The organism is Undibacter mobilis (genome assembly GCF_003367195.1).
Classification (GTDB): domain Bacteria; phylum Pseudomonadota; class Alphaproteobacteria; order Rhizobiales; family Xanthobacteraceae; genus Pseudolabrys; species Pseudolabrys mobilis.
The window spans coordinates 2,958,546-2,980,883 of record NZ_QRGO01000001.1; the positions used below are offsets into that span (position 1 = coordinate 2,958,546).

Annotated in this window: 24 protein-coding genes; 17 read left to right on the forward strand and 7 right to left on the reverse strand. The window is 63.6% G+C overall.

Annotated elements, in window-relative coordinates:
• Positions 1 to 174 precede the first annotated feature (174 nt).
• Positions 175 to 1,986 carry a single-stranded-DNA-specific exonuclease RecJ gene (gene recJ, locus DXH78_RS14070; RefSeq protein WP_115517623.1) on the forward strand — a complete coding sequence of 604 codons (1,812 nt, stop codon included), beginning with the start codon at positions 175 to 177 and terminating at the stop codon, positions 1,984 to 1,986.
• Here the strand turns inward: recJ and DXH78_RS14075 are convergent.
• Both DXH78_RS14075 and DXH78_RS14080 read right to left on the reverse strand, forming a co-directional pair.
• Complete coding sequence (locus tag DXH78_RS14075) at positions 1,978 to 3,390, reverse strand: cryptochrome/photolyase family protein (RefSeq protein WP_115517624.1); 1,413 nt, start codon at positions 3,388 to 3,390, stop codon at positions 1,978 to 1,980. The two genes, recJ and DXH78_RS14075, sit on opposite strands and share 9 nt — an antisense overlap.
• Positions 3,391 to 3,450: 60 nt before the next feature.
• Positions 3,451 to 3,780, reverse strand: a complete 330-nt coding sequence (locus DXH78_RS14080; RefSeq protein ID WP_115517625.1) for a hypothetical protein — start codon at positions 3,778 to 3,780, stop codon at positions 3,451 to 3,453.
• A gap of 279 nt (positions 3,781 to 4,059) precedes the next feature.
• Here DXH78_RS14080 and mscL point away from each other — a divergent pair, with 279 nt between their 5' ends.
• Both mscL and DXH78_RS14090 read left to right on the forward strand, forming a co-directional pair.
• Positions 4,060 to 4,473 (forward strand): large conductance mechanosensitive channel protein MscL, encoded by a 414-nt coding sequence (gene mscL / locus DXH78_RS14085; protein WP_115517626.1) that lies wholly within the window; start codon positions 4,060 to 4,062, stop codon positions 4,471 to 4,473.
• A 76-nt stretch (positions 4,474 to 4,549) separates the two neighbouring features.
• Positions 4,550 to 4,792: a hypothetical protein gene (locus DXH78_RS14090; protein WP_115517627.1), complete on the forward strand. Its 243-nt coding sequence runs from the start codon at positions 4,550 to 4,552 to the stop codon at positions 4,790 to 4,792.
• 123 nt (positions 4,793 to 4,915) lie between these two features.
• Here the strand turns inward: DXH78_RS14090 and DXH78_RS14095 are convergent, their stop codons facing one another.
• From DXH78_RS14095 to DXH78_RS14105, 3 genes are all read right to left on the reverse strand, one after another.
• Entirely contained in the window at positions 4,916 to 6,481 is a 1,566-nt protein-coding gene (locus tag DXH78_RS14095; protein ID WP_115517628.1) for a helicase HerA-like domain-containing protein, read from the reverse strand.
• 96 nt (positions 6,482 to 6,577) lie between these two features.
• Positions 6,578 to 6,871: an ArsR/SmtB family transcription factor gene (locus DXH78_RS14100; RefSeq protein WP_430727498.1), complete on the reverse strand. Its 294-nt coding sequence runs from the start codon at positions 6,869 to 6,871 to the stop codon at positions 6,578 to 6,580.
• Positions 6,872 to 7,022: 151 nt separating this feature from the next.
• Positions 7,023 to 7,397 (reverse strand): thioredoxin fold domain-containing protein, encoded by a 375-nt coding sequence (locus tag DXH78_RS14105; RefSeq protein ID WP_115517904.1) that lies wholly within the window; start codon positions 7,395 to 7,397, stop codon positions 7,023 to 7,025.
• Positions 7,398 to 7,538: 141 nt separating this feature from the next.
• On the opposite strand from DXH78_RS14105, the gene DXH78_RS14110 reads away from it, so the two are divergent.
• The 5 genes from DXH78_RS14110 to DXH78_RS14130 all read left to right on the forward strand — a co-directional run bounded on the left by DXH78_RS14110 (position 7,539) and on the right by DXH78_RS14130 (position 12,189).
• A complete protein-coding gene (locus tag DXH78_RS14110) occupies positions 7,539 to 8,273 on the forward strand; it encodes a cytochrome c biogenesis CcdA family protein (RefSeq protein ID WP_115517630.1) in 735 nt (244 codons plus the stop codon).
• 70 nt (positions 8,274 to 8,343) lie between these two features.
• Positions 8,344 to 9,474: an extracellular solute-binding protein gene (locus DXH78_RS14115; protein ID WP_245416824.1), complete on the forward strand. Its 1,131-nt coding sequence runs from the start codon at positions 8,344 to 8,346 to the stop codon at positions 9,472 to 9,474.
• A complete protein-coding gene (locus tag DXH78_RS14120) occupies positions 9,471 to 10,493 on the forward strand; it encodes an ABC transporter ATP-binding protein (RefSeq protein ID WP_115517631.1) in 1,023 nt (340 codons plus the stop codon). The genes DXH78_RS14115 and DXH78_RS14120 overlap by 4 nt, the downstream gene beginning before the upstream one ends.
• Complete coding sequence (locus tag DXH78_RS14125; protein ID WP_115517632.1) at positions 10,490 to 11,392, forward strand: ABC transporter permease subunit; 903 nt, start codon at positions 10,490 to 10,492, stop codon at positions 11,390 to 11,392. Before DXH78_RS14120 ends, DXH78_RS14125 begins: the two co-directional genes overlap by 4 nt.
• Positions 11,389 to 12,189: an ABC transporter permease gene (locus DXH78_RS14130; protein WP_115517633.1), complete on the forward strand. Its 801-nt coding sequence runs from the start codon at positions 11,389 to 11,391 to the stop codon at positions 12,187 to 12,189. Before DXH78_RS14125 ends, DXH78_RS14130 begins: the two co-directional genes overlap by 4 nt.
• A gap of 3 nt (positions 12,190 to 12,192) precedes the next feature.
• Here DXH78_RS14130 and DXH78_RS14135 read toward each other — a convergent pair whose 3' ends face one another.
• Positions 12,193 to 12,924 (reverse strand): hypothetical protein, encoded by a 732-nt coding sequence (locus DXH78_RS14135; protein WP_115517634.1) that lies wholly within the window; start codon positions 12,922 to 12,924, stop codon positions 12,193 to 12,195.
• 93 nt (positions 12,925 to 13,017) lie between these two features.
• Here DXH78_RS14135 and DXH78_RS14140 point away from each other — a divergent pair, with 93 nt between their 5' ends.
• The 9 genes from DXH78_RS14140 to DXH78_RS14180 all read left to right on the forward strand — a co-directional run bounded on the left by DXH78_RS14140 (position 13,018) and on the right by DXH78_RS14180 (position 21,559).
• A complete protein-coding gene (locus DXH78_RS14140; RefSeq protein ID WP_245416825.1) occupies positions 13,018 to 13,593 on the forward strand; it encodes a thioredoxin family protein in 576 nt (191 codons plus the stop codon).
• A 194-nt stretch (positions 13,594 to 13,787) separates the two neighbouring features.
• Complete coding sequence (gene soxY, locus DXH78_RS14145) at positions 13,788 to 14,243, forward strand: thiosulfate oxidation carrier protein SoxY (protein WP_115517635.1); 456 nt, start codon at positions 13,788 to 13,790, stop codon at positions 14,241 to 14,243.
• A 27-nt stretch (positions 14,244 to 14,270) separates the two neighbouring features.
• On the forward strand, positions 14,271 to 14,594 hold the full coding sequence (gene soxZ, locus DXH78_RS14150; protein WP_115517636.1) for a thiosulfate oxidation carrier complex protein SoxZ: 324 nt from the start codon (positions 14,271 to 14,273) through the stop codon (positions 14,592 to 14,594).
• A gap of 62 nt (positions 14,595 to 14,656) precedes the next feature.
• The gene (gene soxA / locus DXH78_RS14155) at positions 14,657 to 15,922 is read left to right on the forward strand and encodes a sulfur oxidation c-type cytochrome SoxA (protein WP_245416826.1); all 1,266 of its coding nucleotides are present in this window, start codon (positions 14,657 to 14,659) and stop codon (positions 15,920 to 15,922) included.
• Positions 15,923 to 16,055: 133 nt separating this feature from the next.
• Positions 16,056 to 17,744, forward strand: a complete 1,689-nt coding sequence (gene soxB / locus DXH78_RS14160; RefSeq protein ID WP_115517638.1) for a thiosulfohydrolase SoxB — start codon at positions 16,056 to 16,058, stop codon at positions 17,742 to 17,744.
• Between the two features lie 145 nt (positions 17,745 to 17,889).
• Positions 17,890 to 19,152, forward strand: coding sequence for a sulfite dehydrogenase (gene soxC / locus DXH78_RS14165; protein ID WP_115517639.1), 1,263 nt, complete (start codon positions 17,890 to 17,892; stop codon positions 19,150 to 19,152).
• A complete protein-coding gene (locus tag DXH78_RS14170) occupies positions 19,136 to 19,804 on the forward strand; it encodes a c-type cytochrome (RefSeq protein WP_115517640.1) in 669 nt (222 codons plus the stop codon). The genes soxC and DXH78_RS14170 overlap by 17 nt, the downstream gene beginning before the upstream one ends.
• Positions 19,805 to 19,862: 58 nt before the next feature.
• Positions 19,863 to 20,273 carry a c-type cytochrome gene (locus tag DXH78_RS14175; RefSeq protein WP_245416827.1) on the forward strand — a complete coding sequence of 137 codons (411 nt, stop codon included), beginning with the start codon at positions 19,863 to 19,865 and terminating at the stop codon, positions 20,271 to 20,273.
• Positions 20,274 to 20,287: 14 nt separating this feature from the next.
• The gene (locus DXH78_RS14180) at positions 20,288 to 21,559 is read left to right on the forward strand and encodes an NAD(P)/FAD-dependent oxidoreductase (protein WP_115517641.1); all 1,272 of its coding nucleotides are present in this window, start codon (positions 20,288 to 20,290) and stop codon (positions 21,557 to 21,559) included.
• A 22-nt stretch (positions 21,560 to 21,581) separates the two neighbouring features.
• Here the strand turns inward: DXH78_RS14180 and DXH78_RS14185 are convergent.
• Positions 21,582 to 22,338, reverse strand: a 757-nt coding sequence (locus DXH78_RS14185) for a lytic murein transglycosylase (RefSeq protein ID WP_147292649.1), incomplete at its 5' end; no start/stop codon positions are given.

Here is a 22,338-nt window from a genome sequence, read left to right on the forward strand (position 1 = left end):
CTGTCATTTCGGGGCGAGACCGTAAGGTCGCGAGCCCGAAATCCACATCCCCAGCGCTGCGGCGTATGGATTCCGGGCCCGCCACTGCGCGGCGTCCCGACATGATGGTGCCGGCTATACACAGGCCGTCCGCGCCGCCGTGCAGCGGCTCCTTAAACCTCCTATATTCCCGGCATGGCCCTGCCTGCCGCCAGCTTCGACGATCGCGACCGCTGTTTCCTCGGCGTGGAGAAATCCGCGACCGGACGGGCCTGGCGCGACCGGCTCGACGATCGCGGGCTCGCCCGCGCCACCACCATCACGCAGCGCCTCGGCACGCCGGAATTGCTGGCGCGGGTGCTGGCCGGGCGGAATGTCGAAGTCGATGAGGTCGAGGCCTATCTCGATCCGACGGTGAAGAACCTGATGCCGGACCCGTCGGTGCTCACCGCCATGGATGCGGCGGCGGCGAGGCTTGCGGATGCCGTTCAGCGCGGTGAGAAGGTCGCGATCTTTGGCGACTACGACGTCGACGGTGCGACCTCGTCGGCTTTGCTGGCGCGTTATCTCCGGCAATGCGGGCTCGATCCGATCGTCCACATTCCCGATCGCATTTTCGAAGGCTACGGCCCGAACGCGGACGCCATCCGCTCCTTCGCCGAGCGTGGTGCGACTCTGCTGGTCACGGTCGATTGCGGCACCACGAGCCATGTCGTGCTCACGGAAGCTGCGGCGCTCGGCCTGCAAAGCATCGTGCTCGATCACCATCTTGCCGATGAAGTGCTGCCCCCCGCGGTGGCGGTGGTGAACGCCAACCGCGCCGACGACATCTCCGGGCTCGGCTATCTCGCCGCCTGCGGCATTGTGTTCATGACTTTGGTGGCGCTGACACGCGAGCTGCGCCGCCGCGGCTATTTCGACGCACGCAAGGCGCCCGATCTGCTGTCGATGCTCGATCTGGTTGCGCTCGGCACCGTCGCCGATGTCGTGCCGCTCAAGGGGCTCAACCGCGCCTTCGTCGCCAAGGGGCTCATTGCCATGCGCCGCCGCGAGCAGGTGGGGCTCACCGCGTTGATGGACGCTGCGCGTCTGAATGGCCCGCCGGAGGCGTTTCATCTCGGTTTCCTGCTGGGCCCGCGCATCAATGCCGGCGGCCGCATTGGCCGCGCTGATCTCGGTGTGCGCTTGATGCTGGAAGACGACGCCACCGAAGCGGCGCGCATCGCCGTCGAACTCGACCGGCTCAATCACGAGCGTCGCACCATCGAGGTGGCGGCGGTGGAGCAGGCCGAGGCCGAGGCGCTGGCCGCGCTCGGGCTGGAAGAGAAGGGCGCAGTGGTCGTCACGGCGCAGGCCGGCTGGCATCCGGGCGTCGTCGGTCTGGTTGCGGCGCGGCTGAAGGAGCGCTTCGGCCGGCCGGCATTTGCGATCTCGCTGGAGCCCGGCGGGACCGGCACCGGCTCGGGCCGCTCCATTGCCGGCGTTGATCTCGGCCGCGCCGTGCGTGAGGCGGTGCATCAAGGCCTGCTGGTGAAGGGCGGTGGCCACGCCATGGCCGCCGGCATCACTGTGCGCAAGGACGGTCTAGGGCCGTTCCGCGCCTTTATGGAAGAGACGTTGTCGGCGGCGGTTGAGGCGGCGCGGCGCGAGACCGCGCTGTTCGTCGACGGCGCGGTTAGCGCCGGCGGCGTCAATCCCGATCTCTGCGCCATGCTGGCGACAGCCGGGCCCTATGGCGCCGGCAATCCGGAGCCGGTGCTGGCGTTGCCGTCGCACACATTGGCCTATGTCGACAAAGTCGGCGAGAACCACATCCGCGCGCGCTTCAAGTCGGGCGATGGCCAGTTCGTCAACGCCATCTGCTTCCGCTGCGTCGGCACGCCGCTCGGCAACGCTTTGCTCGACAACCGTGGCCGCGCGATGCATGTCGCCGGATATCTCAGTGTCGATCGCTGGCAGGGCGTCGAACGCGTGCAGATGCGGATCGTGGATGTGGCGTTAGCCTGAATTCCGCACTTTCTTGTATCCGTCCAAGGCCGCCTTGCGCGCTTCGTCATGGTCGACAATGGGCTTCGGATACGTCTCGCCGAGGATGACCCGCGCGGCTTTTAGCGTATCCGCGTCGGCCTTCCATGGCGCATGGATAAATTTGTCCGGCAGCTTCGATAGCTCCGGGCACCAGCGCCGCACATAACCACCGTCCGGATCGAACTTCTCGCCCTGGGCCACTGGATTGAAGATGCGGAAATAGGGCGAGGCATCGGCGCCGGAGCCGGCGACCCACTGCCAGCCGGCCGCGTTGTTGGCGAGGTCAGCATCGACCAATGTGTCCCAGAACCACTGTTCGCCGAGCCGCCAGTCGAGTCGCAGATGCTTGATCAGGAAGCTCGCCGCGATCATGCGCACGCGGTTGTGCATGAAGCCGGTGGTCCATAGCTCGCGCATGCCGGCATCGACCAGCGGATAGCCGGTCGCGCCGCGCTGCCACGCATTCAGGTCTGTCGTGTTGCTGCGCCAGGGATAGGCATCGAAGGCCGGACGCCAGTTCGCGTCCGGCAGTGTGGGAAAATGATAGAGCAGGTGGTGAGCAAATTCCCGCCAGCCGATCTCGCTCATGAACTTGGCGATGCTCGCGCTTTTCACCCTGTCTTCCTGGTAAGCCGCCAGCCGCGCATGAATCTGCCGCGGCGAGATTTCGCCGAAGTGCAGGTGCGGCGACAGTCGTGAGGTTGAAAGCTTGTCGGGCCGGTCGCGCATCGCGCTATATGTTGCAAGGTCATTGCTGACGAAGTGGTCGAAGCGATCCAGCGCGCCGTGTTCGCCCGGTGTCCACTGTTCGGCAAAGCCGGCGGCCCAGTTGGGCCTGGCTGGCAGCAACTTCCAGTCGCTGAGCTTGTCGCTCGAAGCGAGTCCGTCCGCGTCGATGTTTTTCGGCTTGGCCACGGGCGCTGCGAAGCCGTGTGCCTGTGCCGCGCGCCAATAAGGCGTGAACACCTTGTAGGGTCCGCCGCCGCCGGTCTTGATATCCCATGGCTCGACGAGCAGCGCGGCGTTGAAGCTTTCGGCGGTGACGCCGTCTTTCTTCAAGCGTTCCTTGATCGCGGTATCGCGCGCGATGGCGTGCGGATCGTAGCAGCGGTTCCAGACCACGGCGGCTGCTCGGCCTTCGGCCACGAGCATCGGCAGGATGGTCTTCGGATCGCCGCGATAGAACGACAGCGCCCCTAACTGCTCGCGCAGAGCGGTGAGGCTGTGATGCAGCCACCACAGGCTGGCGGCGCCGGGTCGCCATGTCTTGTCGCTGTCATCAAGAATGAAAACCGGAATAACGCGGCCGCGCGCAACCGCCGCCGCAAGGGCCGGGTTGTCATGAAGCCGCAGATCCTGGCGGAACCAGACGATCGTTGTCATGCGCCGGTTATACGAGGGCGGAGGGCTCTCGGATCAAGCAGCACGACAAGTTCGGGAGAATTATTGGTTAAGCAGCGCGGCGCGGCTGGCCGCCGGAATGATTCGGCGCGACGGCTTGCGCTCGACCACGATGGTGCGCGGAGCCGCAGCCGAGCCGGTAAACACCACCGACTTGTTCGGCTCTTTACGCGGCGGCGCCATCTTGAGAATCTCGGCGCGAACCTGATCGATCGGCAGGCCCATCAGCGAAGCGGCGAACTCGGCTTGCTGGTCGATATCTTCAATGAATCCTCTGGCGGCTTCGATGGCCTCCGCAAGCGTCGGCTTTTCTTCGCGCACGCGGCGCTTGCCGTACTTGGTGTTCCAGCTTTCGTTATTGTTTTTGCTCATGATTTCGCCCGGGGCACTTTGAATCGGCGGCACTATGGCCGATCTTGTGCGTTGCAGCAAATCAACCCTGACCCTACCGAAATGGGCAGCAAGGCCGTCCGTCTGCTTCTGACGTCAGTCCTTGGCCGATGGAAGCGCCGGTTTTGTGGCAACGCGTCGCCACAGCGGTAGATTCGTACCAAGTTGTGCGCAAGCTGATGCACAGTGATTGCCAGTGTTCATCGCCGCGTCCGACAATCCTGCCATTCTGTAGTCAATCGTGAGCAGGGGCGTCAGGCAATGATCGAGGAATTCAAAAAATTCGCGCTACGCGGCAACGTCGTTGATCTTGCCGTGGGCGTCATCATCGGCGCGGCGTTTGGCTCGATCGTGACGTCGCTGGTTGCGGACATCATCAACCCGATCATCGGCGCGATTACCGGCGGTCTCGACTTCTCCAACTATTACTTGCCGTTGTCGTCGAAGGTTCAGGCGGGTCTTGCCTATGCCGACGCCAAGAAGCAGGGTGCGGTGCTGGGTTGGGGCGCCTTTGTCACCGTCGCGATCAATTTCGTGATCGTCGCTTGGGTGCTGTTCATTGCCATCAGATTCATCAACAAGCTCAAGCGTGCCGAGCCGGCGCCGCCGCCGGCCGCGCCCAGCGAAGAGGTCAAGCTGCTCGCCGAGATCCGCGACGCCATCAAAGCTAAATAGGCAATTCACGGCCGGTTCAGGTTCGCGGAGCCAGTCTTCACGTCATCCGGGTGTGCCGGACAAAGGGAGAGAAACTATGAAGCGTCTGATGTTGGCTGCGCTGATCACCGCTTTTGCCGCGGGCAGCGCGATGGCGCAGAGCTGCGAGACCAAGGCCGTCGGCAAGGATGGCAAGCCGCTCGCGGGCGCCGCAAAGACCAGCTTTGTCAGCAAGTGCAAGACTGACACCTGCACGCCGAAAGCGGTCAGCAAGGACGGCAAGCCGCTGGCCGGCGCCGCCAAGGATGCCTTCATGAAGAAGTGCCTGGCGGACTCTTAAGGCGATTTGTCATTCCGGGGCGCGGCCCGAAAGGCCGCGAACCCGGAATTTAGACAAACAGGATTCCGTATCAGGATTCCGGGTTCACGCGCTCACGCGCGTGCCCCGGAATGATCTGTTGAGTCAGCGCCGCAACATCCCGCCGAGCGCGCCGCGCACAATGGAGCGGCCGATGGTCGAGCCGGTGCGGCCACCAAGCGATTTGCCGATATCGGCTGCGATCTGCCCGGCGACACGGTTGGTCACCGTGCGCGTGACCTCGCGGGCGATGGTCTGCGTCGTGGTCAGCCTCGTGCCGCGCGCCCGGTTGGTGCCGAACAGGCCGCCGAGGAAACCGCCGATGCCGCCGAGGATTCCACCGCCGCCCGCCGGCGCTTCCTGGCCGGCTGGCGCTGCTGCTTCCTTGGTACGGGCCTGCAGCCTTTCGTAGGCGGATTCGGAATCGACCGCTTGATCGTATTTGCCCTTGCAGGGACTGGTCTGGATGATCGCCTTGCGCTCCTCCGGCGTGATGACGCCGAGCCGCGCCGCTGGCGGCCGGATCAACGCGCGATCAACCAGCGCCGGCACGCCATTGCCTTCGAGGAACGATACCAGCGCTTCGCCCTTGCCGAGTTCGGTGATCACCTGCGCAGTGTTGAGTTTGGGGTTAGGCCGGAATGTTTCCGCCGCGGCCTTCACCGCCTTCTGGTCGCGCGGTGTGAAGGCGCGCAGCGCGTGCTGCACGCGGTTGCCCATTTGCGCCAGAACCTTGTCCGGCACGTCGAGCGGGTTCTGCGTGACGAAATAGACGCCGACGCCCTTGGAGCGGATCAGCCGCACAACCTGCTCGATCTTGTCGAGCAGCGCCTTCGGCGCATCGTTGAACAGTAGATGGGCCTCGTCGAAGAAGAACACGAGCTTCGGCTTGTCGGGATCGCCGACCTCGGGCAGTTCCTCGAACAGTTCGGACAACAGCCACAGCAGGAAGGTGGCGTAGAGCCGCGGGCTCTCCATCAGCTTCTCGGCGGCCAGAATGTTGACGTAACCACGGCCGTCGCGATCGGTCTTCATGAAGTCGGTGAGCTTCAGCGCCGGTTCGCTAAAGAATTTGGTGCCGCCCTGGTTTTCGAGCACGAGGAGCTGGCGCTGAATGGTGCCGATGGTCGCCTTGGAGACATTGCCATAGGCCGTGGTGAGTTCGGCCGCGTGTTCGGCGACGTAAACCAGGATGGCTCGCAGGTCTTTCAGATCGAGCAGCAGCAGGCCCTGTTCGTCGGCAACACGGAAGGCGATGTTGAGCACGCCTTCCTGCGTATCGTTGAGGTCGAGCAGGCGGGACAGGAGCAGCGGGCCCATCTCGGAAATGGTGGCGCGAACCGGATGACCTTGTTCGCCGAACAGGTCCCAGAACATCACGGGGAACTGGTCGGGCTGGTAGTCGACGCCCATGCCCTTGGCGCGGGAGACGAAGGCCTCCTTGGCTTCGCCTGCTTCGGCGATGCCGGAGAGGTCGCCCTTGATGTCGGCGGCGAACACCGGCACGCCGGCGGCGGAAAAGCCCTCGGCCAGCACTTGCAGGGTGACGGTTTTGCCGGTGCCGGTGGCCCCGGTGACGAGGCCGTGCCGGTTGGCGAGCTTCAGTGTCAGGTATTGGAGGTTTTCACCCTTGCCGACAAAGATTTTGCCGTCCTGCTCGATCGCCGCCATCACCTTCGACTCCGCTGCGTTGCGTTATCCGCCACTATTGGCAATGGCAGGGTCCCGTCAACTGGGGCCCGGATGGCAGGAGGGAAGACCGATTTCTCAGCGCTTGCGTTGCTTGCGGCAAAAGACGTCGTAGACGGCGCCGATGACCACGCGGGCCTCTTCGCTGGCTAGGCTGTAGTAGATGGTCTTGCCGTCGCGCCGCGTCGTCACCAGCCCATCGGCGCGCAGGCGGGCAAGCTGTTGCGACACGGTCGGCTGACGTAGCGCCAGGATTGTTTCGAGCTCGCTGACGGACTTCTCGCCTTCGGCGAGAATGCACAGCATCATCAACCGGCTCTCATGCGCCAGTGCCTTGAGAAATTCGGCAGCGCGCTTGGCGTTGCCGGCCATACGATCGATGTCCTGCGGGCGTCCGGCCGTGTCGAGTTGCTGCAAGTCCATCGACATATCCAGTTGCGGGAGTGCCCCTGTTGGGGTGCTATCTATAAAGTGCGGCGTGGGGCGAGGCCACCTTTGTTTGTATCGCCCCGCGTTCCAAATTTCAGTGCGCGGTCCGTTGTTCACCACCCGTTCCGGCTGAATCGAGCTTCTTCAAAAGCATTCCAAGCAAACCCCAGAAGTGATCCTCGCCGGGATAGCCGCGGATGCGACCGATTTCCCGGCCTTGATCGACGAGGACGAACAGGGGCGTGAAGCGCTCGCTTTCGATGAAGGCGATGTCTTGAGGCAACGGCTTACCGCTCTCGACGCGGCGCAATGGCGCGCGGCGGCCTTCGTCGGTCTTCGCGTAAACCGGCGCGACCTCGGCATTGAAGCGGGCGCACCACATGCAGCCTGCATCCTCGAACATCACCAGTTCTGCGGCGCGCGCCGGCGCGGCCGCCAGCGACCCGGTGAGCAGGATGGCCAGCAGCAACGAAGTGGCGAGGCGGATGAAACGGGTCAAGACAAGCCCATGAGTGTCGATGGCCGCTGAAACCGTGGATAAGCAGGCGCGGCCCGTTGCGCAATCCTATATATCATTAAGGGCGAATATGTCGAAGTCGGGGTGGCACTGATGAGTCTGGACGTGACCGCGAGCGGCGCCTTTGTCGCGGGGCTGTTGTCTTTTGCCTCGCCCTGCGTACTGCCGCTGGTGCCGGCATATCTGGCCTATATGGGCGGCGTGTCGGTCGGCGAATTGCGCGACGGCGAGAATCGCCGCGCCCGTCTGCGGGTGTTGGCGGCGGCCTTGGCCTTCGTGGCCGGATTTTCCGCGGTATTCGTGGCGCTCGGTGCCACCGCCTCGGTGATCGGCCAGGCGGTGAGCGCGCATCTGGGTCTCCTGGGCTATGTCGCCGGCATCCTCATCATCGTCATGGGGCTGCATTTTCTCGGCGTGTTCCGCATCGGTCTGCTCGACCGCACGGCGCGCGTCGGAGTGTCGCAGAAGCCAGCGGGGCTCGCCGGTGCCTTCCTGATCGGGCTCGCTTTCGGCTTCGGCTGGAGCCCCTGCGTCGGGCCGGTGCTGGCGGCGATTCTGCTGATTGCCGGCGCATCGGAGAGTGCCGGCGAGGGCGCGCGGCTGCTGTTCATCTACTCGCTTGGCATCGGCGTGCCGTTTCTGATGGCCGCGACATTTGCCGGCGCCTTCATGCGGTGGAGCGGCCGAAACCGGGCACGGCTGGCACTGATCGAGAAGGCGATGGGCGCATTCCTGATTGTCGCCGGTGTGCTGATTTTCACCGGACAAATGCCGACCATCGCCAACTGGCTCATCGAGACATTTCCCGCCTTGGGGAAAATCGGCTGAAACGCGCCGAATTCTGGCATCGCGGGACCGCGTCCGCTAAGGTCGGCGGGTGTGAACGTCGAGGGCCTGAATGATGATGCTGACTGCCGTGACGCGTTTTGCCGCGCCCGCCATCCTTGCCGCCGCGTTGTCGCCCGCGTTGCTCATCATGCTTGGTTTGGCGCCCGCCGCGGCGCAGGAAGAAAAGGTCCTCAACGTGTTCAACTGGAGCGACTATGTCGCGCCGGACACGATTGCCAATTTCGAGAAAGAGACCGGCATCAAGGTCAATTACGACGTCTACGATTCCAACGACATCCTCGAGACCAAGATCTCCGTCGGCAAATCCGGCTATGACATCGTGTTTCCCTCGGCCTCGCCGTTCTTCGCGCGGCAGGTGAAAGCGGGGCTCTATCAGAAGCTCGATCTGACGAAGATCCCCAACGCCAAGGGCGTCGATGCGAAGGTGCTGCAGCGCCTCGCCAGCGCCGATCCCGGCAATGCTCATGGCCTGCCATACATGATGGCCGGCACTGGCGTCGGCTACATCAAGAGCAAGATCGACAAGTTGTTGCCGAACGCACCGATCGGCAGCTTCGCCATGCTGTTCGATCCGAAGACGGTGGCCGCGCTCAAGCCCTGCGGCGTCACCGTGCTCGATGCGCCTGAAGAGGTGCTGCCGGCAGCGATGGCCTATACGGGCAAGAGCCCGCTCAGCGTCTCGACCGGCGATCTCGAGGCGGCCGGCAAGACTGTGATGGCGGCGCGCCCGTCGTATCGTTACGTCCACTCGTCGAGCTACATCAACGATCTGGCCAACGGCGCGATCTGCGTGGCGCAGGGCTATGCCGGCGATTTGTTTCAGGCGCGCAAGCGCGCGCAGGAAGCCAAGAACGGCGTCGAGATCGGCATCTTCCTGCCGAAGGAGGGGGCCGCCTTCAACATCGACGTGATGGCGATTCCGAAGGACGCGCCGCATCCGGACAACGCACATAAGTTCATCAACTACCTGCTGACGCCGAAGGTGGTCGCCGACATCACCGCCGCGGTCGGCTACGCCAATGCGGTGCCGGCATCGCTTGAATTCGTGCCGGCCGAAATCAGGAATGATCCGGTCGTGTTCCCGCCGGAAGAGGCCAATCTCTACACGCCGGTTCTGGCGACACCCGATTACGAACGGGCGCGCAACCGGCTGTGGACCCGGATCAAAGCCGGGAAATGACGGCGAACGGCGCGGCGGGTGAGAAGCCCGTCATCAAAATCGAGGGTGTCGCCAAGTCGTTCGGCGGCGTGCCGGCGGTGTCCGGCATTAGTCTCGATATCGCGCGCGGCGAATTTTTCTGTCTGGTGGGCGCCTCCGGCTCCGGCAAGACGACACTGCTGCGCCTGATCGCCGGTTTCGAAGCGCCGGACAGCGGGCACATCCTCATCGACGGCGAAGACATGAGCAGCCGGCCGCCTTACGCGCGGCCGGTCAACATGATGTTCCAGTCCTATGCGCTGTTTCCGCATTTGACCGTGGCCGACAACGTCGCCTTCGGCCTGGAAGAGGAAAGGCGGCCGCGCGCCGAAATCCGCGAGCGCGTCGCCGCAGCGCTCGATATGTTTGAGATGGGCACGTTTGGTGCGCGCAAGCCGCACCAGTTGTCCGGCGGTCAGCGCCAGCGCGTCGCGCTCGCCCGCGCGCTGGTGAAGAACCCGAAGATCCTGCTGCTCGACGAGCCGCTGGCTGCACTCGACAAGAAGCTGCGCGAACGCGCCCAGTTGGAATTGGTGGCGCTACGCGAGCGCGTCGGCATCACCTTCGTCATGGTGACGCACGATCAGGAAGAGGCGATGAGCATGGCGAGCCGCATCGCGCTGATGCGCGACGGTGCGATTTGTCAGGTCGGCTCACCGCGCGAACTCTACGACGCACCGCAGTCGCGCTTTGCCGCCGACTTCTTCGGTACCGCCAATCTGTTCGACAACGCCGGTCCGGGCAACGGCACGGTCATGGTGCGTCCCGAGCAGGTCATGCTGTCGAAAGCGCCGCCCGACCGGCCGGACGCCTTGAGCGGCACGCTGGGCAACGTGGTGTTCCTCGGTAACGCCTCTGTCTGTTACGTCACGCTGAACGGCGGCAAGATCGTGCAGGCGCGGTTATCGCCGGCCGACATGGCGCGGTTTGGCGCGCTCGCCGCCGGCGACCGCGTTTATGTGTCCTGGGAGCCCTCCGCTGCGCGGGTGCTGACGTCATGAGCATGGCGGCGGGCGCGGGCAAGGGGCTGCGGCGCGTTATCCTCGGCACGACCACGCTCTGGCTGATGGCCTTCACGTTGTTGCCGGTGCTGATCGTCGTTGCCGTCAGCCTGTCCGAGCCGCGGCTGGGCCAGCCGCCGTTCACGCCGTTGTTCACGCAGGGTGAGGGGCTCTGGCCGACATTCAACGGCTCCATCGCCAGCTATCTCACGGTCGTTTCGGACTCGCTCTATATCGCCGCCTTCGTATCGTCGCTGCGCATCGCTGCGGGGTCGGCCTTCATCACGCTGCTGATTGCCTATCCCATGGCCTATGCCATTGCGCGGGCAAGCGACCGCGCGCGTCTCGGTCTGCTGATGCTTGTCATCCTGCCGTTCTGGACCTCGTTCCTGATCCGCACCTATGCCTGGACCGGACTGCTCAACACCAATGGCCTGATCAACAACACGCTCATCAAGCTCGGCGTGATCTCGGAGCCATTGACGCTGTTGCACACCGAATTCGCCGTGCATCTCGGCATCGTCTATTCCTATTTGCCGTTCATGGTGCTTCCGATCTATGCCGTGCTGGAGCGCATGGACTGGTCCCTCATCGAAGCGGCGCAGGATCTCGGCGCCCGGCCGCTCAAGACGTTCTTCCGTGTGACATTGCCGCTGTCTCTGCCGGGCGTCTTCGCCGGCTGGCTGCTGGTCTTTATCCCGGCACTGGGTGAATTCATCATCCCCGATTTGCTCGGCGGCCCGGATACGTTGATGCTCGGCCGCGTGCTGTGGACCGAGTTCTTCAACAACCGCGATTGGCCAGTGGCCTCGGCGTTGGCAGTACTGTTGTTGCTGATCGTGCTGTTGTCGGCGCTGCTGCTGGTGAAAGCGCTGCGCCGCCGCGAGGTCGCATCATGACCGGCCGCCGCTCCATCGCACTGCTGTCGGCGCTCGCTTTCGGCTACGCCTTTCTCTATCTGCCGATCGTCATTCTCATTATCTATTCATTCAACGACAGCCGGCTGGTGACGGTGTGGAGCCACGCTTCGCTGCGCTGGTACGCCGCGTTGCTTGAGAACACTCAGATGCTGGAGGCGGCGTGGCTGTCGCTGCGCATCGCCGCCGTCAGCGCCACGCTGTCGGCGGCACTCGGCACGGCGGCGGCCTTTGCGCTGCAAAGGCTGAAACCGTTCTTTGCCCAACGCGGCTATGAGGCGCTGGCCTTGATGCCGCTGATCGTGCCCGAAGTGCTGATCGGCCTGTCGATGCTGCTGCTCTTTGTGGTGCTTGGCGACACCATCGGCTGGCCGGAACGCGGCGCCACGACGATTACGCTGGCGCATGCCAGTTTCGGCATGGCCTATGCGACGGTCGTCATCCGCGCGCGGCTCACCCAACTCGATCCGGCGCTGGACGAAGCCGCCGCCATTCTCGGCGCCACGCCGTGGCGTACCTTCCGCCGCGTAACCTTGCCACTGCTGGCACCGGCAATTGCCGCCGGCTGGCTGCTGTCGTTCACTTTGTCGCTCGACGACGTGGTGGTGGCGAGCTTCGTCACCGGGCCGGGCGCCACGACCTTGCCGATCGTGGTGTTCTCCAGCGTGCGCCTCGGCGTGTCGCCGCAGATCAACGCCCTGGCAACCGCGATCGTCGTCCTGGTCTCGATCCTGATTGTGACGGCGACCTTGATGACCCGTGCAGGCCGGCGGGCCTGACGCTCAGCCGAAACGAAACGCGAGCAGGTTATCGAACGAGCGCAACTCGATCAAAACGCGGTGGACCAGGTTGCTGTCGCGCGTCTCGATCGCTTTCGGGATTAAGCCAAGGCCGGCGCGCGCGCCATCAACCAGCCGGCGGAATTCCGGGCTGTTGCGCACATCCGGGGCGGCGATGCTGTTGCAGCGGTCGAGCGTTTTCAGATACTCGGCCGATCGCGCCGACAGGCCGCGGGCCGTGTCCGAATTGTCCCAATTGAGGTTGCGGTCGTTGTAGACCATGATCGCGTCGGCGATGGCGTTGGCATCGCGGATGCAGTCGGCGAGTACGACGATGCCGGCCGACTTGCGCAGGTCGTAGAGATCGCGGCGCATGCCGTCCAGCGCAGCGCGGGCCGCGTCCATTCGGCCGGTCTGCAGCATCATGTCGGCGGCGACGAGGCCCGTGGAGATTTTCAGCAGGGTGGTCGTGTAGAGCGTGCCATCCTTGAAGGGCTCCGGACGCTTGCCGCCGAAGCGTTGCGTCAGCGCTGCCCACGACTCGCGCAGACGGTCGAGTTCGAGTGAAGCCAGGTCGGTATTGCCGGTGCGCAGGTAACCGTCGGCCACGCGGTTATGCGAAGCGGCACGTTCGACGGCGGCGTTGAAGTCGGCAAGATCGTCGCCATAAGCGGCACCGGTGCCGGTCATAAGCAGCAGGGCGAGCAGGGCGGTACGCGAAAAAGTGAAGATCATGCGTGTTCACTCGGAGGGTCGGCGCAGATATATAACATTTCGAATATCAAGGCGCGGGCATTCCGCGTCACCGGCACGATGAAGGTAAAGGCCATGACAATATCCCGGCGCCAGATGTTGCTCGCCACCGCGGCTATGTCGGCGCTGGCGGTGGCCCCGGCACGCGCGGCCGAGCCGATCCTGACGGATGACGGCCTCTACAAACAGCCCTGGTTCCTGGAGAGCTTCCTCGAACTCGCTGACGATCTCGACGAGGCGCAGAAGGCCGGCAAGCGCTTCGTCGTGATGTGGGAGCTCAAGGGCTGCCCGTATTGCAAGGAAACGCACTTCGTCAATTTCGCCCGCGACGACATTTCCAACTACATCAAGGCCAATTTCGTCGTCCTGCAGCTCAACATCATCGGCTCGCGAAAAGTGAAGGATTTCGACGGCCAGGAGCTATCCGAGAAGGAATTGGCGGCGAAATACGGCGTTCGCTTCACGCCGACCTTCCAGTTTTTCGATGAGAATGCCGCGGCGCTCAAGGGCCGCGAGCCGCCGAAGCGGGAAGTGGCGCGGGCGCCGGGCTATCTGCGGCCGGACGATTTCCTGGCGATGTTTCGCTTCGTGCGGGATAAAGCCTATGTGGACAAGAGTTTCCGCGACTATTTGAAATCGCAGCCGGGCTGATTTCACAAATCGCTCTGTCGCAAAAATTTATGCCATGACGCACGCGGTCGGGAGTAATTCCGTCCGCGCTTCATGTTGCGTTGCGAAATTACATTCTTCGCTGTGAATATGAATTGACGTAACCGCCGTCACGGTTATGGTCGCTTAATGTGGAGCGGGCAGCCGCTTCGTGAGAATTTTCGGGAGGAGTCTCGATGCAGCAAATCTCTCGCCGCACGGCCTTGGCGCTTGGCGCCGCCGGCGCGGCGTTTTCCGTTTTCGGCCTTGGTACGGGTGCGCAGGCCACGCCGGAAACGGCCGCCGCCGAAATCGCCAAATTCGCGGGCGGCAAGGCGCCGGTAGCCGGCAAGATCACCATCGAGCTTCCCGAAATCGCGGAGAACGGCAACACCGTGCCGCTCGCCATTTCCGTCGATGCGCCGATGACCGAGGATGATTACGTCACCGACGTTCTTGTGCTGGCCGACGGCAACCCGAATCCGGGCGTCGCGACGTTCCACTTCACGCCGCTATCGGGCAAAGCCGACGCTTCCACCCGTATCCGCCTCGCCACCACGCAGAACATCGTGGTGACCGCGAAGACCAGCAAGGGCGCGGTCTACACCGCCTCGAAGCTGGTCAAGGTCACCATCGGCGGCTGCGGCGGCTGAGCCAACACAGAGTTCGAGGAGGATCACATGGCGGACGCACCGAAAATCAGAGTGCCGAAGACGGCGAAGAAGGGCGAGATCGTCGAGATCAAGACCCTGATGCCGCACATCATGGAGTCGGGTCAGCGCAAGGATAAGGATGGCAAGACTATCCCGCGCAAGATCATCAACAAATTCGTCGCCGAGTTTAACGGCAAGCCGGTGTTCTCGGCCGATATGGACCCGGCGATTGCCGCCAATCCGTATTTGCAGTTCAATGCGAAGGTGAACGAGAGCGGCACGTTCAAATTCTCGTGGACCGATGATGACGGCACCGTCACGACGTCGGAACAGAAGATCGAAGTCGCCTGACAACCGCCGCCGGAAGGCAACGCTGAGCGGCGGACTATGGTGTCAAGCTGGAGGACGAATTGATGCGGGCAGGGATGTTGGCGGCTGGGGCGGCCGCCGTCGTGGCGTTGGTGGCCGGCGTGGTGACGCTGGTTGCGCCCGGCGCCTATGCGCAGGCCAAAAAAGAAGCGCCGCTGGTGACCGACGGCGACGCCGCGGCGCGACCGTGGAAGCGCTACAACGGCTGGCCCGCGCGCGACTATTCCAAGTTCAACACGCTGGCCAATCTCGCTTCGCCGCCGGCGCCGAAGGAGCCGCGCAAGATTGCTGGCCCCATCGTTGGCGATGCCAAGAAGGGTGCCGAGCTGGTCGCCGACCGCAATCGCGGCGGCTCGTGCCTGGCCTGCCATGTCATGGGTCCGGCTGGGGGCGCCAATCTGCCGGGCAACGTTGCGCCCGATCTGTCGGAGATCGGCAATGCCGGCCGCGAGGACGAGTGGCTGTTCAATTACATCAATGACGCTCGCGTCTATAATCCCGAGACGGTCATGCCGCCTTGGGGCAGCCACGGCCTGTTCACCGATGACGAAATCAAGGACATGGTCGCGTTCCTCAAGACGTTGAAGGCGCCGGCCGTGTTCAAGACCGCGCTCGACAATCCCGAGAAACGTTCGGCGCCGGTCGAAAAGCGCGAGAACCTTGATCCACTTGAAAATCCGGCCATGTGGGCCGTGGACAAGGCGCAGGAGCTCTGGAAGCAGAAAACGTCGTCCGGTTTCTCCTGCAACACCTGCCACAGCGATCCGGCCAGCCAGTTCAAGACCTGGGCGGCGTCGATGCCGAAGTGGGAGCCGCGCGTCGGCAAGGTGCTCGGCGTCGAGGAGTTCGTCACCCGTCACGCCAAGGCGACGACCGGCGCCAACTGGCCGATGGAGACCGACGACAACCGGGTGATGTCGGTCTATCTGCACTTCCTCGCCAACGGTCAGCCGATCAAGGTGGACACCGGCAGCGAAGGCGCCAAGGCGGCGCTGGCACGCGGCAAGGAACTGTCGGCGCGCAAGGTTGGCCAGCTCAACTTTGCCTGCACGGATTGCCACGGCATCTCGGCCAATAAGTGGATCCGCGGCCAGTGGCTCGGTGAGCCGAAGGGGCAGTACGATCACTTCCCGACCTGGCGTACCAGCCTTCAGGCGATCTGGGATATCCGTCAGCGCTTCCAGTGGTGCTCGGTGAATATCCGCGGCGACGAACTGCCGCCGGATGCCAAGGAATACGGCGATCTGGAGCTGTACCTGGCCTCTCAGAACGAAGGTTTGAAGCTCAGCGTGCCGGGCATCCGGCACTGACCGTTGTCATTCCGGGACGCGCTGCAGGCGCGCCCCGGAAGCCGGCGGCAAGTTTAGAAACATTGATGCGGCTCTGGATTCCGGCCCCGCACGCTGAGGCGTGCGTTCCGGAATGACGGGAGAGGAATGTCCGATGATCACGCGCCGTGAGTTGCTGCAGGTGAGCGCCGCCACAGCCGCGCTGATGGCGGGGGGCGGATCGCTGACGCGCGCCTTTGCGCAGCAGAAGCTCACGCAGGAAGACCTCTTGAAATTCGACGCCTTCGGCAACGTGACGCTGCTGCACGTCACGGACATTCACGGTCAGCTGGTTCCGGTGTATTTCCGCGAGCCGACAGTGAACATCGGCGTCGGCGAGGCCAAGGGGCAGCCGCCGCATGTGACCGGCGCCGATTATCTCACGCGCTTCGGCATCGCGCCGAAATCGGCCGCCGCCTATGCGCTGACGGATCAGGATTTCACGGCGCTGGCCCAGAGCTATGGTCGCATCGGCGGGCTCGACCGGCTCGCGACTGTGATCGGGCAAGTGCGCGCCGAACGTGGGGACAAGGTGCTGCTGCTCGACGGCGGCGATACCTGGCAAGGCTCGCTCGGCGCCAATGCATCGAAGGGCCAGGACATGGCCGATTGCATGGCGCTCCTGAAACCGGACGCCATGACCGGCCATTGGGAGTTCACCTACGGCGAAGACCGGGTGAAAGAACTGATCGACAAACTCGGCTTTTCCTTCCTCGCGCTCAACGTGCGCGACACCGAATGGAACGAGCCGGTGTTCGATGCCTTCAAGATGTTCGACAAGGGGGGCGTCAAGGTCGCGGTGCTGGGTCAGGCCTTTCCCTATACGCCGGTCGCCAATCCGCGCTGGATGATTCCGAAATGGTCGTTCGGTATCCGCGAGGAGGAAGTCCGCGCCCAGGTCGAGAAGGCGCGCAAGGCCGGCGCGCAGCTTATCGTGCTGCTGTCGCACAACGGTTTCGATGTCGACCGCAAGCTCGCCGCGCGGGTCGAAGGCATCGATGTCATTCTCACAGGCCACACCCACGACGCACTGCCGGAGCCGGTCAAGATTGGCAACACGCTGCTGATTGCCTCGGGCAGCCACGGCAAGTTCGTGTCGCGGCTCGATCTCGACGTGCAAGGCGGCGTGGTCAAAGGCTTCCGCTACAAGCTCATTCCTTTGTTCGCCGATGTCATCAAGCCCGATACGGCGATGAGCGCGGCGATCGGGAAGGCGCGGGCGCCTTATGCGAAGGATCTGGCGCGCGTTGTCGGACAAACCGAGTCGCTTTTGTATCGTCGCGGCAACTTCAACGGCACCTTTGACGACCTCATTTGCGACGCGCTGCTGAAAGAACGTGATGCCGAGATCGCGCTGTCACCGGGCTTCCGCTGGGGCACCAGCGTGCTGCCGGGCGCGCCGATCACCGTCGAGGACATCCACAACGCCACCGCGATCACCTATCCGCAGGTCTACCGCCTGCCGATGACCGGAGAGCGGCTCAAGGAAGTGCTCGAGGACGTCGCCGACAACCTGTTCAACCCCGATCCCTATTATCAGCAGGGCGGCGACATGGTTCGCTGTGGCGGCCTCAGCTATGCGATCGACGTGTCGAAACCGATCGGCAGTCGTATCTCGGACATGACCTTGCTGAAGACCGGGAAGCCGCTCGATCCCAAACGCGAATACACCGTCGCCGGCTGGGCCAGCGTCAACGAGGGCACGCAAGGCCCGCCGGTGTGGGAACTCGTTGAGCGCTATATCGCAGCGCAAAAGACCGTGCGTGTCGCGCCGAATACGCGCGTGAAAATCACCGGCATGTGAAACGCCTGTGCTTGTATGCGCAGTGCGGCGATAAAATAATTCTTCGAAAGTGTGAACTGCGGCAAGTTTTCTATACATTCTGCAAGTCGAATATGATAAGAGCGACCCAAGGCTCTGGTAATGGGCCGTGCAGTGGAGGGCGCTGATGAACCATTCCGACGATCCGCCGCGTCCATCGCGCCGCCGTTTATTGGCCGGCGCCGCGGGCCTTGCCGCTGCTGGCGTGGTCGGCCGTGCGCGGGCCAATGACGCAAACCTGCCGCCGAACGTTGCCAGTTGGAGCAAGACCCTGGGCGATGGCGTCGGGGTGCGGCCCTACGGCAAACCATCCCCCTTCGAAAAGGATGTGGTTCGCCGCGACGTGCAGTGGCTCACCGCAAGCCGCGAGTCGTCGGTCAGCTTCACGCCGCTGCATGATCTTGACGGCATCATCACGCCGAACGGGCTCTGCTTCGAGCGTCACCATGGCGGCATCACTGAAATCGATCCGCACGATTATCGCCTGATGCTCCACGGCCTGGTGGACAAGCCGCTGATCTTCACGCTTGAGGACTTGAAGCGCCTTCCGCGCGTCAACCGTATTTATTTCCTCGAATGCGCCGCCAATTCCGGCATGGAGTGGCGCGGCGCGCAGCTCAACGGCTGCCAATACACCCACGGCATGATCCATTGCGTGATGTATACGGGCGTGCCGCTCAAGCTGTTGCTGGAGCAGGCCGGCCTCAAGACCAACGCCAAGTGGCTGCATGTGGAAGGCGGCGATTCATCCGGCATGAACCGCTCGCTGCCGCTCCATAAGGCGCTCGACGACTGCATGATCGCCTATCGCCAGAACGGCGAGATGCTGCGGCCGGAGCAGGGCTATCCAGTGCGGCTCGTGGTGCCGGGCTGGGAAGGCAATATCTGGATCAAGTGGCTGCGTCGTATCAAGGTCGGCGACGAGCCCTGGTACACGCGCGAGGAAACCTCGAAGTACACAGACCTCCTCGAGAACGGCAAGGCGCGTAAATTCACCTTCGAGATGGATGCGAAGTCGGTGATCACCTCGCCGTCGCCGCAGGTGCCGGTGAAGGGCAAGGGCTTTCTCGTCATCTCGGGGCTGGCCTGGTCCGGCCGCGGCAAGGTCACGCGTGTGGATGTCTCGCTCGATGGTGGCCGCAACTGGCGCACGGCGAAGATCGACGGGCCGGTGCTCGACAAGTCCTGTGTCCGTTTCTACGCCGAGACCGAATGGAACGGGCAGGAACTGCTGCTGCAATCGCGCGCCATGGACGACACCGGCTATGTGCAGCCGACCAAGGACGATCTGCGCAAGATACGCGGCGTCAACTCGATCTATCACAACAACGGCATCCAGACCTGGGCGGTCAAGCCAAACGGGGAGGTCGAGAATGTCGAAGTGGGCTAGTCTCCTCGCCGCGGCTGCATTGGCGGTTAGCGCGTCCGCCTTCGCCCAGTCTCCCAAACCGCAGAACTACGGCATCGGCACTCAGGCCACGCCGGAGCAGATCGCCGGCTGGGATATCGACGTTCGTCCCGATGGCGTCGGTCTGCCGCCGGGCAAGGGTTCGGTGAAGGATGGCGAGAAGGTCTATCTGGAGCGTTGCGCTGCCTGCCACGGCGAGTTCGGCGAAAGCGCCGGGCGCTGGCCGCAACTGGCCCAAGGCAAGGGCACGCTGGCCACTCATGATCCGGTCAAGACGGTCGGTTCGTACTTTCCTTATGCGGCGAGCTTTTTCGACTATATCCGCCGCGCCATGCCCTTCGGCGATGCGCAGTCGCTGAGCAATAACGAGATTTACGCCGTCACCGCCTTCATCCTGAATCTCAACGACATCGTTGACGACAATTTCGTGCTGTCGAAGGAGACCTGGTCGAAGGTCAAGATGCCGAACGAAGGTGGGTTCTTCGACGATGACCGCAAGGTCGCGGAGAAAGCGTTCTGGAATTCGAAGCCGTGCATGAAGGATTGCCGGCCGCCGGTAAAAATCACGGGGCATGCTTCTGTCATCGACGTGACGCCGGACGACAAATCCATCCGCAAGGGCGGCGTCGAATAGAATTTCCTTCGCTGCGACATTTTGCCAAGGCGTTGATAGCAATAAGAAATTGGGCAGCATGGGGCGCCATGCCAAGCTCATCGCGACCGGGGAGGCGGAAGCAATGCGTCGTCTGGCGCAGGCGCGGTTGCGCAGGATTGATCGTTCGGCATGGGGGAGCGGCGCCGCTGCTGTCCTGATGGCCGTCGTTGCTCTGTCCACAATGGCCACATCCAGCGCCGCCACGGCCGGCGATATCGAACTCGGCCGTTACCTGTCGTCCGAATGCACGACCTGTCACGGGGCCGCCAAAACCGACAGCACCATTCCGCCCATTCATGGACTCGACCAGAAGCATTTCGTCGAGGTTCTCAAAGCCTATCGTGCCAAATCGCTGCCGAATGAGGCGATGCGGACGGTCGCCGGCCGTTTGCAGGACGACGACATCGCAGCGCTGGCTGCTTATTTCGCCGCGGCCAAGCCGCGGTAATCACGGGGGAGATCATGACTGAACTCACACGTCGTCACTTCGGATTGCTGGCCGGCGCTTCGCTGTCCTCGTTGGCCATGCCCGGCCTGGTCCTTGCGCAGGGCAAGCCCAAGGTCGTCGTCATCGGCGGCGGGCCGGGCGGCGGCACCGCCGCGCGCTATATTGCCAAGGAGTCCAATGGCGCCATCGACGTGACCCTGATCGAGCCGCAGAAGACTTTCACCACCTGCTTCTTCTCCAATCTCTATGTGGGCGGCTTCCGCGACTACAAATCGCTGACGCACAATTACGACAAGGTGAAGAAGAGCGGCGTCAAGGTCGTGCATGCGGTCGCGACCGCGATCGACCGCGACAAGAAACAGGTCGTCATCGCCGGCGGCCAGCGCATTCCCTACGACCGGTTGCTGGTGGCGCCGGGCATCGATCTCAAGTTCGATTCCGTGCCGGGCTATTCGGAAGCCGCCGCCGAGATCATGCCGCACGCCTGGAAGCCGGGCGCGCAGACGCAGTTGCTGGTCAAGAAACTCAACGCGCTCAAGGACGGCGACCAGATCGTCATGATCGCGCCGCCGAACCCGTATCGCTGCCCGCCGGGCCCCTATGAGCGGGTGTCGATGTTCGCCCATGTGCTCAAGAAGAAGGGCTACAAGAAGTCGCGTATCATCGTGCTCGATCCCAAGCCGAACTTCTCCAAGCAGGCGGTGTTCGCCGAAGGCTGGGAGAACCATTATCCCGGCATGATCGAATGGCAGGATCCGAAGATGCATGGCGGCATCAAGGGCGTCGATGCCAAGGCCGGCACGGTGAAGACGGATCTCGCCGACTACAAGGCGGCGCTGGTCAACGTCATTCCGGCGCAGTGGGCCGGCAAGATCGCGCGCGACGCCAACCTGACCAATGCCTCCGGCTACTGCCCGATCGATGCCGCGTCGATGAAGTCCACCGTCGATCCGAACATCTTCGTGGTCGGCGATGCGTCGATCGCCGGCGAAATGCCGAAGTCGGCCTTCTCGGCGAACAGTCAGGCCAAGGTCGCCGCGATGATCATCCGCTCGGAGCTGACGCAGTCGCGGGCCTTCCCGGCGCGTTATTCCAACACCTGCTGGAGCCTGATTGCGCCGGACGATGATATCAAGGTCGGCGCCAGCTATGAGCCGAAGGACGGCGCCATCAAGGCGACCAGCACCTTCGTCAGCCAGAAGAACGAGGCGGCCGATCTGCGCAAGCAGAACTACAAGGAGTCGGTCGACTGGTATAACGGCATCACGGCCGACATTTTCGGCTGATGCTCATGCGCGCGCGGCAGCCTCAGGGCTGCCGCAGCCGCTCCAGAACTTTCAGGCCCGCATAGCCGTCCGGCTTCATGCCGACGCTCTTCTGGAAAGCGCCGACGGCGCGCACGGTGTCGGAGCCGGTGCGGCCATCGACGCCGTCGGTCTTGAAGCCGCGCTCGTTGAGGCGGCGCTGGATTTCCTTGACCTCGTCGATGGTCGGAATGCGCTCGCCGCCCGGAAAGTGCTGGCGGAAATCGCCGTCGCCGCGGACGAGATCGCCGAGATGCACCAGCGCCAGCGAGTAGTTGATCGAGGGATTGTAGGAATAGACGGCGCGGAAATTCTGCCCGACCAGAAACGCCGGCCCGCCGGCCACCGGAATCCACAGCTTCACCTGATCGTCCGGCCGCTTGAAGGCCTCGCCGTCGGCTCGTCGGACGCCGTGGCTCTGCCACGTCGCGTAGGATCGCATGGTGCGGTTGTCGGCCATGCGCTGTCCGCCGGAGGGGACCTTCACTTCGCAGCCCCAGGCTTCGCCGCGCCGCCACTTGCCGCGCTCGACCAGATAGCGCGCGGTGCCGGCGAGCGCGTCGTCCGGTTTGCCGAACGGATTGATGCGGCCGTCGCGGTCGTAATCGACGCCGATCTGCAGCCACACCTCGGGCATCCATTGCGTATGGCCCATGGCGCCAGCCCACGAGCCGATCATCGCATTCGGCTGCGCCCAGCCGCGATCGACAATCTTGAGCGCGTTGATGAGTTCGGCTTCCCAGTATTTGCGGCGGCGCGGC

Coding starts and splice junctions, on each gene's coding strand:
- recJ (WP_115517623.1), top strand. CDS start 175: ATGGCCCTGCCTGCCGCCAGCTTCGACGATCGCGACCGCTGTTTCCTC.
- DXH78_RS14075 (WP_115517624.1), bottom strand. CDS start 3,390: ATGACAACGATCGTCTGGTTCCGCCAGGATCTGCGGCTTCATGACAAC.
- DXH78_RS14080 (WP_115517625.1), bottom strand. CDS start 3,780: ATGAGCAAAAACAATAACGAAAGCTGGAACACCAAGTACGGCAAGCGC.
- mscL (WP_115517626.1), top strand. CDS start 4,060: ATGATCGAGGAATTCAAAAAATTCGCGCTACGCGGCAACGTCGTTGAT.
- DXH78_RS14090 (WP_115517627.1), top strand. CDS start 4,550: ATGAAGCGTCTGATGTTGGCTGCGCTGATCACCGCTTTTGCCGCGGGC.
- DXH78_RS14095 (WP_115517628.1), bottom strand. CDS start 6,481: ATGGCGGCGATCGAGCAGGACGGCAAAATCTTTGTCGGCAAGGGTGAA.
- DXH78_RS14100 (WP_430727498.1), bottom strand. CDS start 6,871: ATGGCCGGCAACGCCAAGCGCGCTGCCGAATTTCTCAAGGCACTGGCG.
- DXH78_RS14110 (WP_115517630.1), top strand. CDS start 7,539: ATGAGTCTGGACGTGACCGCGAGCGGCGCCTTTGTCGCGGGGCTGTTG.
- DXH78_RS14115 (WP_245416824.1), top strand. CDS start 8,344: ATGATGATGCTGACTGCCGTGACGCGTTTTGCCGCGCCCGCCATCCTT.
- DXH78_RS14120 (WP_115517631.1), top strand. CDS start 9,471: ATGACGGCGAACGGCGCGGCGGGTGAGAAGCCCGTCATCAAAATCGAG.
- DXH78_RS14125 (WP_115517632.1), top strand. CDS start 10,490: ATGAGCATGGCGGCGGGCGCGGGCAAGGGGCTGCGGCGCGTTATCCTC.
- DXH78_RS14130 (WP_115517633.1), top strand. CDS start 11,389: ATGACCGGCCGCCGCTCCATCGCACTGCTGTCGGCGCTCGCTTTCGGC.
- DXH78_RS14135 (WP_115517634.1), bottom strand. CDS start 12,924: ATGATCTTCACTTTTTCGCGTACCGCCCTGCTCGCCCTGCTGCTTATG.
- DXH78_RS14140 (WP_245416825.1), top strand. CDS start 13,018: ATGACAATATCCCGGCGCCAGATGTTGCTCGCCACCGCGGCTATGTCG.
- soxY (WP_115517635.1), top strand. CDS start 13,788: ATGCAGCAAATCTCTCGCCGCACGGCCTTGGCGCTTGGCGCCGCCGGC.
- soxZ (WP_115517636.1), top strand. CDS start 14,271: ATGGCGGACGCACCGAAAATCAGAGTGCCGAAGACGGCGAAGAAGGGC.
- soxA (WP_245416826.1), top strand. CDS start 14,657: ATGCGGGCAGGGATGTTGGCGGCTGGGGCGGCCGCCGTCGTGGCGTTG.
- soxB (WP_115517638.1), top strand. CDS start 16,056: ATGATCACGCGCCGTGAGTTGCTGCAGGTGAGCGCCGCCACAGCCGCG.
- soxC (WP_115517639.1), top strand. CDS start 17,890: ATGAACCATTCCGACGATCCGCCGCGTCCATCGCGCCGCCGTTTATTG.
- DXH78_RS14170 (WP_115517640.1), top strand. CDS start 19,136: ATGTCGAAGTGGGCTAGTCTCCTCGCCGCGGCTGCATTGGCGGTTAGC.
- DXH78_RS14175 (WP_245416827.1), top strand. CDS start 19,863: ATGGGGCGCCATGCCAAGCTCATCGCGACCGGGGAGGCGGAAGCAATG.
- DXH78_RS14180 (WP_115517641.1), top strand. CDS start 20,288: ATGACTGAACTCACACGTCGTCACTTCGGATTGCTGGCCGGCGCTTCG.